This window comes from Rheinheimera sp. (genome assembly GCF_020217005.1).
Classification (GTDB): domain Bacteria; phylum Pseudomonadota; class Gammaproteobacteria; order Enterobacterales; family Alteromonadaceae; genus Pararheinheimera.
In genome coordinates this window covers 1-10000 of record NZ_JAIWOI010000093.1, presented here as the reverse complement: position 1 = coordinate 10000, position 10000 = coordinate 1, and the positions used below count along the sequence as shown (strand labels likewise).

Sequence of the window (10000 nt, the reverse complement as noted above, 5' to 3'; positions counted from 1 at the left end):
GCGGCAAAGGCAGCGGCCAGAACCAACAGTTGTTCCGGCGCTGCAAGCAGACTACTGAACCAGCCTGTCAAAGCAAAACTCACTACCCATAGTGGGAAAAAGCGTCCTGCCTGATGATAAAGCACGGGCCAGAGCACTCCAGCCATAAAAGCCAGAATGATTTGGCTATAACTCAGAAACGCAGAGAAAGGCAAGGTGAGGGCCAAAAACTGAGGCCAGAGTTGTAACAAGGTCAGGCTGATAAAGGGCACTAATCCCGCATATCCTAAAATCTGTATCTGGCGCATAGCAGGTCATCCGCAGCAATGATAGGTAACTACGAGAAAAAGCAGGAGATGGATGAAGAAATGCAGAAAAAAAAGAGGGAGAACCACCAGGGTTTCCCTCATCAAAAATCCAGGACAATCCAGAGAGTTAAAGCAACACAATTACAGGGTTCGCACTTAACTGGAGCCTATTATCCGGTTACTCCATGGCAAATTTATGACAAGTTGATAAAGCTTTCGAGACACTTGCCAAGGGCTTTGCTTTGCGATTGACTGTCAGCTTGTACACTTGGGTCACTTTGAGAGTCGCGGATGTTAAAAAAATACCTGCAGCAAATCCGACAGGGTAAGCCTGTGCATTATGGGCGTATGCTGGAGTTGTTACCGCCGTTGTTTTACCAGAAAAAGTCGGAGTTGTTTAAAGTCCGGCAATTAGGGTCGGGCCGATGGCAGGTCAGTATTGTCTCTGAAGCTTTATTTCGTCAGTTGGAACAGCAAGCTTTGCAGCCTGCCACACGCAAAGAAGCAGCGCAGACGGGGGATTCGCATCAGGTGAACACCTCTTTTGGTTATCAGTTGGTGTACCACCAATTCTGTCAAAACCGACAACCTGAAGTTGTAGTCCTGGATGGTACAGATAAGTTTCAGAGTTATCAGCCCAAAGCTACTTTGCTATTGATTGAAAATGAAGAGTGTTTTTTCCGTTATCCGGAGCTATTGCCTGTCTGTGGTCAAATGCTGGCGCAGGATTTTTCTCTGGATAACACAGATATCGGATTTGCATCCGGCAGCAAAGCCAGTTCTGCCTTGCTGACCGTTTTTTACCAGCAGTACTCACAGATTTATTGTGCCTTTGATTTTGATGCTGCGGCTTTGGAATTGTTTGATTTATTAAAACAACGTTTAGGTGACAAGCTACATTTTGTTACGCCTGCAGATTTTAGCCGCTGGCAGCACTTGTTTAACAACAAACCTAAACACCCGAATCAACTGGTGAAAGCGCTCGAATTAGCTGAAAAACACCATTTTTATGGTTTGTTAGATGCGTTACAACAAAAAGGCTGTTTTTTAGAGCAGGAAGCGCTACTGGGATAATAGTACTTTTGCTGTCGTTTTTTGTTCATCTGTCCGCTCTATAGTGTTGTTTTTATTTAAAAGGTGGAAAAGATGTTGCGCAGATTGTGTTTGGTAGCTTTGTTGTGGTTGGGTTGTACTGTCCAAGCGGCGGACCCTTTGAAGTTAAATCAGTTGCAATGGATTGGCTCACACAATAGCTACAAACAGGCGCTGCCAGATGGTGTCAGCCGTTATCTGCAGCAACAAGGTCAGGATACCTCCTCTTTGCAGTATCATCATTTAACCTTAACTCAGCAGTTAGATTTGGGGCTGCGTCATCTGGAGTTGGATGTACTGGCCGATCCGCTAGGTGGAATGTATCTGCAGCCGGCGGCCGAGCAATGGGTGGGCAAGTCGTTGTTATCAGCCGAATACAAAGCCAAATTACAACAGCCCGGTTTTAAGGCATTTCATATTCCGGATATGGATTTTGTGTCGCATTGCCCTCTATTTCAGGATTGTCTGCGCCAATTGCTGCAGTGGTCAAGTCAGCATAAAAATCATCTACCCATTGTGATTTTATTGAATGTAAAAGAAAGCGGCGTTCCCGGGGGTATTAAACCCAGAATTCTGACCTCTGAAGATTACGCTCAGCTGGATCAGGAAATCCGTGCTGTAGTGCCTGAGCAAAAGTTACTGACCCCGGACTTTGTCAGAAAACCTGGTCTGAGTTTGCAGCAAACTGTGCTGACCCAAGGTTGGCCTAGTGTTGCATCGTCTCGCGGTCGTTTTGTTTTTTTATTTGATGGTCAGCCAGCTCAGTTGGAGTTGTATCGGCAACAGCATCCATCTTTGGCCGGACGGGTGATGTTTGGTAACTATCCTCCAGACAGTGCTGAAGCTGCCATGGTGTTGCAGAACCAGCCTGAGCAGCAGTTTGAGGCTATAGAAAAACTAGTGCAGCAAGGTTATATAGTCCGCACCCGCAGCGATGAGTTTCATCCCAGCGCTTATTCGATTTCAAGACGGGATGCAGCACTAAAAAGTGCTGCCCAGATCATTTCTACCGATTTTTATCCAGGAGCACCTCAGCACACTCGGGATGGCAAGCCTGTGCAATTTCCGGATCAAAGCCTGTGGCGTTGTCATCCGCGACTGACCAGTAGCTCTTGCCTGATTTCAGAGTAACGCCTCAAGCCAGAGTATCGTTTCTGCGTGTTGGCTGTACCTCTGGTTTGGTGCCCGGCTGTCAAGCGGGCTTTGACAGCCTCAATCTAAGCGACAGGGTATGGCAAAATGTGACTTTGTGCCATGAAGCGCTGAATACTGCACAGGACAGGCCACCACAGCTGGTGGCAGCCTCAGTAGTTTATGACTCTTTGTGTATTTTCAGCTCTGCTCTTAACGCCTGCAATTCCTGCTTGATATCAGCCAATTGCTGATGCATCAGTTGTTGTTCAGCCTGTTCTGCTTTTTTATCTTCAGCCCGTTCTGCCGCATGCTCCTGATCGGTAAAGGTTTGCATGGTATTGACGATAATGGCAATAAACAGGTTCAGCATGGTAAAAGTGGCGATCAGGATAAAAGGCACAAAAAATGCCCAGGCATAGGGGTAGTGCTCCATCACAGGGCGGGAAATTCCCATAGACCAGCTCTCCAGTGTCATCACCTGAAACAGGGTATAAAAGGACGCACCAAGAGAGCCAAACCATTCCGGAAAAGCACTACCGAATAACTTTGTCGCTATTACAGCGAACACATAATAAATCAGCAGTAACACCATGGCGATGGAACCTAAACCAGGTAAAGACCCCAGCAAGGCAGATACGACGCGGCGCATCGAAGGCACTATGGATAACAAACGCAATACCCGCAGTACCCGCAAAGCCCGCAATACGGAAAATTGGCCTGTAGCCGGCATCAGGGCGATAGCCACCACGGCAAAATCGAACAAACTCCAAGGGTCTTTAAAAAAGCTAATGCGATAAGCAAAAATACGTAGTACCAACTCCAGGACAAAGATAGTTAGTAACGCCTTATCCGCGAGTAGTATCACCGTACCAAAATTTTGCATCAGTGCGGAGGATGTTTCCATTCCCAACAATATGGCGTTGACTAAAATAAGCACTAAGATGCTGTTACTAAACCAGTTTTTTTCCACCAGTTGTTGCACTTTAACTTGCAGCTGTTGTTTCATTTTTCCCTCTGAATAGTCGAAAATATGCGGCATTGTATCTGCCACTTTGCGACTTTGATAGCTGCTGATTTGGTGAGATCTTTGGTGTCAAAATACTGTCCCCAATACTGGCTTATATCTTGCTTTGTTTAAAGCAAGAACTAAAGGACACATGGTATGAAACTGGATAACAGCAATCTCTTTGAAACATTAAGCCAAATTCGTTCGGGCCAGTATTCGGCTCTTTATTCTGCTGCGGCGAAAAACGCATCGACTGCAGTGGTAGACAAAAGCCCGGAACAAGGCGACAGCGGTGACACTACCACAGCTAAAACCTTAACCTTTGACAATATGAGTCGCAAGCAATTGTCCGATTGGCTAACTAAAGGCTTGGAAAGCGGCAAAATTCCAGCTGAGCAGGAGCAGGCGTTCCGCGTCTTGTTATATTCAGGTAAAACAGAAAGTTCTGGCGAGCAAAGTGGTACTGATACTGCTCCAGTTGATTTTATGGCAAAAGCAAAAGATGCTGTGCAAAGTGCCGTACAACGCAACGATACCAGCTCTATCCGTTTTTGGGCCAGTGCTATGGCCACTATGAATCAGTTTCAGGGGAAAGCAGTATAAGGCAGCGGCTGCTCCCTTATACTGTGCTGACTAAAAAGGTAGTAACAAAGTACGAATCACAGGTTTTAACGCAAGTAAGATGGTGTCTTTTTGCAGCTCGGGGTACAAGGTTCGCCTTAGCGTCAGGCCGCCAAAGATGGCAAACAATACATTGATGCGACCATCCAGCTCCTTATCTGTGGTATCTTTGACCAGGCTACGCTCTCCGGTTAACAAACGACGCATTCTGGCTCTGGCATGAGTATCGGATTGTTGCAGTAAAAACGCGACCTTTTGATTTCTGGCCGCCTCAGCCAGCATTTCTAACTCCAAAGCACCTTGTTCTCTGTCCATATGTCGATCCACGCCTTGCTCGCTGCCTTCAAGCATTATTTCCAACAGCTCACCTGGTTGATCTTCAAACTGCTGAAATACAGAAAACATTTCTTCCATATCACGCTGAATAATGGCTTCTATAATGGCTTCTTTACTGTCGAAATAATTGTAAATATGGCCTGCGCTCATCCCTGCAGTTTTTGAAATCTCCGCCATACCAGCACCATGGTAACCCTTGCGACGGAAGCAATCTGCCGCCGCTGTCAGGACCTGATTTCTCCGCGCTTCTGCCAACGCCGGATCTGTATGTCTTTTTGTTGTTTTTTCTGTCATAGGGAACTCCAACACCGGGCCTTTCGACCCGGTGATCAGGCATTAATCAGCTGACACATTACTGTTCTGCCAGCCACCGCCGAGCACTTTATACAAACTAATCTGGCTGGCAAGTAAAGCTTGCTGACCGCTGATTAATTGTTGTTGTGCGCTGTACCAGGATCTTTGCGCATCCAGTACCTGCAGATAGCTGTCAGCCCCTTGTTTAAAGCGTGCTTCGGACAAAACAAAGCTTTGCTGGTTGCTGTTGGCTAAATCCTGTTGCGCCTGCAACTGAGCCGCATAACCTTGACGATCCGCTAAGCTGTCAGACACTTCACGAAAGGCCTGCTGAATTTTTTGCTGGTAAGTCGCCAGTGCCACTTGCTGCTGAGCTTCAGCGACCTCCAGATTGGCTTGAGTACGGCCCATATTAAAGATCGGCAGGTTGACTGAAGGAATAAAACTCCAGCTGCCCGAACCGCCTTTAAACAGATTATCCAAATCGCTTGATGCTGAGCCTGCATTGGCTGTTAAGCTGATGCTGGGGAAAAATGCTGCTTTGGCGATGCCAATATTGGCATTAGCGGCCAATAACTCATGTTCTGCAGCTTTAATGTCTGGCCTTTGCTGCAACAAATCGGACGGCAGACCTGCTGGTAATTCAGGTAATTGCAGCAGTTTGCTCAGTGGCTGATCCGGCAACAAGTCTGCAGACACTTGAGTGCCAGTTAACAGATCCAAAGCGTTTTTATCTCTGGCCACTAAACGCTGGTAACGGGCAATATCTGTTTTGGCTGTCGCTACTGTGCTTTTCACCTGTTGCAAGGTTAAAGCTGAAACAGCGCCTAAGTGGTAACTTTGCTCTGTCAGTTCCAGCGTTTTTTGCTGGCTATGTAGCGTATGAGTGGCCAGCTCCAGTAACTGCTGATCGGCAGCATAGGTCAGCCAGGCATTGGCCAGTTCGGAGATCAGGCTGATCTGGCTACTCAGTTGGGCCTGCTCTGTGGAATAGAGCTGTTGCAAAGCTTGTTCTGACTGATTACGCACTTTGCCCCAGAAATCCAGTTCATACGAGGTGATGCCGACAGTCGCGCTGTATTGCTGACTGATTTGCGCATTACCATTACCTGTTAAATCGCCCGGTAAGCGCTGGCGTGTGCCGGATGCGTTTAAATCCAGCGAAGGATACAAAGCCGAGTCTTCAATTTGGTACAAAGCTCTTACCCGCTGCACATTCAGTGCAGCGATTTGTAAGTCCTTGTTATTGGCAAGACTGAGCTCTATCAGTTGTTGCAGCTTAGGGTTACTGAAAAACTGCTGCCAATGCAGCTCTGCCGCCTTAGTGCCTGAGCCTTGTGCAACTGATGCATAGGCATTTGGCACAGGCAGTTCAATAGCTTGTTGCTCTGGAGCCAATTGGCAGGCGCTCAGAACCAGCATAGCCAGAGCGCTTACACTTAAAGGTTTTAATTTCATTGGGTTTTCTCCTGTACTGCAATCTGTTTGCCAGGAAATACACGGCGAACCAGCACAAAAAACAGAGGTACAAAGATCACGGCAAGAATAGATGAAGCTAAGGTTCCGCCTATCACTGATATACCCAGAGCGTTTTGCGCGCCAGAGCCGGCACTTGAAGCAATAGCCAGCGGTAATACACCACAAATAAAAGCCATAGAGGTCATTAAAATAGGGCGCAGACGTAAACGCACGGCTTCAATAGCGGCTTCAACCAAACCTAAGCCCTGTTCCATTCTGTGGATGGCAAATTCCACAATCAGAATGGCGTTTTTCGAGGCTAAGCCAATGGTGGTTAACAAGCCCACCTGCAGATAGATGTCGTTGGATAAATGGGCAACAAGAGCGGCCAACGCTGCCCCAAACACACCCAGTGGCACTATCATCATCACAGCTGCAGGCACAGACCAGCTTTCGTACAAGGCAGCTAAACAAAGGAACACCACCAGCAGAGATAAGGCGTAGAGTAAAGGCGCCTGACCACCACTTAAACGTTCTTCATAAGAGATCCCTGTCCACTCATAGGCAAAACCTGGCGGCAATTGTTTAGCCAGTTTTTCCATTTCATCCATGGCCTGACCTGTACTGTAACCAGGAGCAGCCGCGCCCTGAATTTCCATTGAGGAAAAGCCGTTATAACGCTCCAGACGAGGAGAACCGTAGGTCCAGTGCGAGCGGGCAAAGGCAGAGAAAGGCACCATCTCGCCTTCACTGTTACGCACATACCATTTGGTTAAGTCTTCAGGCACCATGCGGCTGTCCGCAGAACCTTGCAGATAAACCTTTTTCACCCTGCCACGGTCAATAAAATCATTGACGTAACTACTACCCCAGGCAGTGGACAGTGTAGTGTTGATATCAGCCTGGCTGACATTCAGGGCTTCAGCTTTGGCCAGGTCTATATCCAATTTCAGCTCTGGCATATCTTCCTGGCCATTAGGGCGCACTCCGGCCAATACCGGGCTTTGGCTTGCCATACCTAATAATTGATTACGGGCCGCTAATAACTGGTCGTGACCTAAACCAGCTCTGTCCTGTAAATGCAGATTAAAGCCGTTGGCTGTGCCCAGCTCTACTACTGCAGGGGGTGGGAAAGCAAAGACAAAAGCTTCTTTGATGGTGGAGAAATAGCCCATGGCTTTGCCTGCGACTGCGCCTACAGATAAGTCAGGGCGCTGACGTTCGTCCCAGTGCTTTAAATTCACAAAACCTAAGGCCGCATTCTGACCTGAACCTGCGAAACTAAAGCCCGTCACTGTGAATATAGACTTCACTGCTTCGCTTTGGTCTTGCAGGAAATGGTTTTCCATTTTCTCTACTACTTTCAGGGTTTGTTCAGTGGTTGAACCTGCAGGCAATACCACCTGATTAAACATAATGCCTTGATCTTCATCAGGTAAAAATGCTGAAGGCAACTGGCTGAAAATAAATACCATACCGCCAACTATCAGGGCATAACCTAATAGATAGCGTTTGCTTTGTTTAATCATGCGGCTGACAAAGTTTTGTGTACCTTTGTTGGTGTTATCAAAACCACGGTTAAAACCAGAGAAAAACTTACCTAAAAGAGTACTGTCATCATGCACATGACTTGGTTTTAACAAAGTGGCGCATAAAGCTGGCGTCAGAATTAAAGCCACCAACACCGACAGAGCCATAGCGGACACCAGCGTGATAGAAAACTGACGGTAAATAACGCCGGTCGAACCACCGAAGAATGCCATAGGCACAAAAACAGCAGACAGCACCATGGCTATACCCACCAGCGCACCTTTGATTTCGTCCATCGACTTACGGGTAGCCTCCAATGCCGACAGCCCCTCTTCGGTCATCACCCGCTCAACGTTTTCGACCACAACTATGGCGTCATCGACCAGCAAACCTATCGCCAGCACCATAGCAAACATAGTCAGAGTATTAATGGAGTAACCAAAGGCTGACAAAATAGCGAAGGTACCGAGTAACACCACGGGCACAGCTATAGTCGGAATTAACGTAGCGCGGAAGTTTTGCAGGAACAAATACATCACAAAAAATACAAGGACCACGGCTTCAATAAGAGTATGTACTACTTTTTCGATCGACAAGGAGACAAAAGGTGTAGTGTCGTAAGGTACTACAGCTTTTAAGCCAGCAGGGAAAAAGGGCTCTAAATCAGCCAACGCCTTTTTTACACCTGCTGCTGTTTCCAGCGCATTGGCACCACTGGCCAGTTTGATACCCACACCTGAAGCAGGTTTACCATTAAAGCGGGCGACCACACCATAGTTTTCGCCACCCAGTTCAACTTTTGCCACGTCGCCTAAACGCACCACAGAACCGTCGCTGTTGGTTTTGACCAGAATTGCACGGAATTGCTCAGCAGTTTGTAGCCGGCTTTGTGCTGTGACTGTGGCATTCAGTTGCTGGCCTTCTACAGCTGGCATACCACCCAATTGACCTGCAGATACCTGAGCATTCTGTGCACTTATGGCAGCGCTGATATCAGCAGTGGTCAGTTTATAATTATGTAATTTTGCCGGATCTAACCAGATACGCATGGCGTACTGAGAACCAAACAACTGCACTTCGCCTACCCCATCCACGCGGGAAATAATGTCCTGCACGTTCGATGCAACATAGTCACCTATGTCGATATTGCTCATGCTGCCATCTTCTGAAACAAAACCTGCAACTAACAGGAAATTACGTGCTGATTTGGCTACAGACACACCCTGACGTTGCACTTCCTGAGGTAATAGTGGAGTGGCAAGCGCCAGTTTATTTTGCACCTGAACCTGGGCTATATCCGGGTTAGTATCAGCACTAAAAGTTAAGGTTAAGGTGACAGAACCATTAGATTCAGACGTGGATGACATATACATCAGACCATCCAGACCTTTCATCTTTTGTTCTATCACTTGAGTGACCGTATCTTCCAGAGTCCGGGCTGAAGCACCTGGGTAGCTGGCGCTGACACTGATAGCTGGCGGTGCTATCGATGGGTATTGAGCTATTGGCAATGTGTTAATGGCCAGGATACCTGCCAGCATCACCACTATCGCCAACACCCAGGCAAAGATCGGCCTGTCGATAAAAAATCGTGACATCAGAATTCTCCGTTGGCTTTACTGAGATTTGGCTTGGGCAGCGGCTTCGGCTGGTATCGCCTGTACCGGCGCACCAGGACGTATTTTTTGTAAGCCTTCAACAATGAGTTGATCACCGGCATTTAGGCCGCTGCTGATCAGCCAGTCTGAGCCTATAGTGCGGTCGGCTTGTAAAATACGGGCTTCTACTTTGCCTTCTTTGCTCACCACCATAGCTGTGGCCTCACCTTTACTGTTACGGCTAATACCACGTTGTGGTGCCAGAATAGCCTTGGCTTTAACCCCTTCTACTACTTCAGCACGCACATACATACCTGGCAGTAATAACTTTTCCGGGTTAGGAAATTGGGCTCTTAACGTGACGGAACCCGTGCCAGGATCCACTGTCACTTCAGAAAACTGCAGGGTACCTTTGTGTGGATAGACGCTGCCATCTTCCATGGTTAATTCAACCACAGTCTGGATAGCGTCGTCTGAACCTAAAGCACCTGAGGCCAGCGCCTTTTTCAGCTGCAGTAACTCGTTACTTGATTGAGTCAGGTCGACATAAATAGGATCGAGCGAAGTCACTGTAGCTAAAGCGGTAGCTTGATTGGCACTGACTAAAGCGCCAGCGGTGACAGCTGATTTACTGATTTGGCCGC

The 10000-nt window shown here is 47.6% G+C and carries 9 protein-coding genes; 3 read left to right on the top strand and 6 right to left on the bottom strand.

What is annotated here, in order from left to right; all coding sequences use genetic code 11:
* The coding region (locus tag LDL40_RS04565) for a DUF3429 family protein (RefSeq protein WP_300993974.1) at positions 1–287 on the bottom strand (287 nt) is incomplete at its 3' end.
* Between the two features lie 291 nt (positions 288–578).
* Here LDL40_RS04565 and LDL40_RS04560 point away from each other — a divergent pair.
* Together LDL40_RS04560 and LDL40_RS04555 are read left to right on the top strand one after the other, a co-directional pair.
* Entirely contained in the window at positions 579–1361 is a 783-nt protein-coding gene (locus LDL40_RS04560) for a hypothetical protein (protein WP_300993973.1), read from the top strand.
* A gap of 72 nt (positions 1362–1433) precedes the next feature.
* Positions 1434–2510, top strand: a complete 1077-nt coding sequence (locus tag LDL40_RS04555; RefSeq protein ID WP_300993972.1) for a Ca2+-dependent phosphoinositide-specific phospholipase C — start codon at positions 1434–1436, stop codon at positions 2508–2510.
* 181 nt (positions 2511–2691) lie between these two features.
* On the opposite strand, the gene LDL40_RS04550 is transcribed toward LDL40_RS04555, so the two are convergent.
* Positions 2692–3519: an ion transporter gene (locus LDL40_RS04550; RefSeq protein ID WP_300993971.1), complete on the bottom strand. Its 828-nt coding sequence runs from the start codon at positions 3517–3519 to the stop codon at positions 2692–2694.
* Positions 3520–3675: 156 nt separating this feature from the next.
* Between LDL40_RS04550 and LDL40_RS04545 the strand changes: the two genes are divergently transcribed.
* Complete coding sequence (locus LDL40_RS04545; protein ID WP_300993970.1) at positions 3676–4122, top strand: hypothetical protein; 447 nt, start codon at positions 3676–3678, stop codon at positions 4120–4122.
* Positions 4123–4152: 30 nt separating this feature from the next.
* Here the strand turns inward: LDL40_RS04545 and LDL40_RS04540 are convergent, their stop codons facing one another.
* From LDL40_RS04540 to LDL40_RS04525, 4 genes are all read right to left on the bottom strand, one after another.
* Complete coding sequence (locus LDL40_RS04540) at positions 4153–4770, bottom strand: TetR/AcrR family transcriptional regulator (RefSeq protein WP_300993969.1); 618 nt, start codon at positions 4768–4770, stop codon at positions 4153–4155.
* 42 nt (positions 4771–4812) lie between these two features.
* A complete protein-coding gene (locus tag LDL40_RS04535; protein WP_300993968.1) occupies positions 4813–6228 on the bottom strand; it encodes an efflux transporter outer membrane subunit in 1416 nt (471 codons plus the stop codon).
* Positions 6225–9356: an efflux RND transporter permease subunit gene (locus LDL40_RS04530; protein WP_300993967.1), complete on the bottom strand. Its 3132-nt coding sequence runs from the start codon at positions 9354–9356 to the stop codon at positions 6225–6227. Before LDL40_RS04530 ends, LDL40_RS04535 begins: the two co-directional genes overlap by 4 nt.
* 18 nt (positions 9357–9374) lie before the next feature.
* The coding region (locus LDL40_RS04525) for an efflux RND transporter periplasmic adaptor subunit (protein ID WP_300993966.1) at positions 9375–10000 on the bottom strand (626 nt) is incomplete at its 5' end.

Coding starts and splice junctions, on each gene's coding strand:
- LDL40_RS04560 (WP_300993973.1), top strand. CDS start 579: ATGTTAAAAAAATACCTGCAGCAAATCCGACAGGGTAAGCCTGTGCAT.
- LDL40_RS04555 (WP_300993972.1), top strand. CDS start 1,434: ATGTTGCGCAGATTGTGTTTGGTAGCTTTGTTGTGGTTGGGTTGTACT.
- LDL40_RS04550 (WP_300993971.1), bottom strand. CDS start 3,519: ATGAAACAACAGCTGCAAGTTAAAGTGCAACAACTGGTGGAAAAAAAC.
- LDL40_RS04545 (WP_300993970.1), top strand. CDS start 3,676: ATGAAACTGGATAACAGCAATCTCTTTGAAACATTAAGCCAAATTCGT.
- LDL40_RS04540 (WP_300993969.1), bottom strand. CDS start 4,770: ATGACAGAAAAAACAACAAAAAGACATACAGATCCGGCGTTGGCAGAA.
- LDL40_RS04535 (WP_300993968.1), bottom strand. CDS start 6,228: ATGAAATTAAAACCTTTAAGTGTAAGCGCTCTGGCTATGCTGGTTCTG.
- LDL40_RS04530 (WP_300993967.1), bottom strand. CDS start 9,356: ATGTCACGATTTTTTATCGACAGGCCGATCTTTGCCTGGGTGTTGGCG.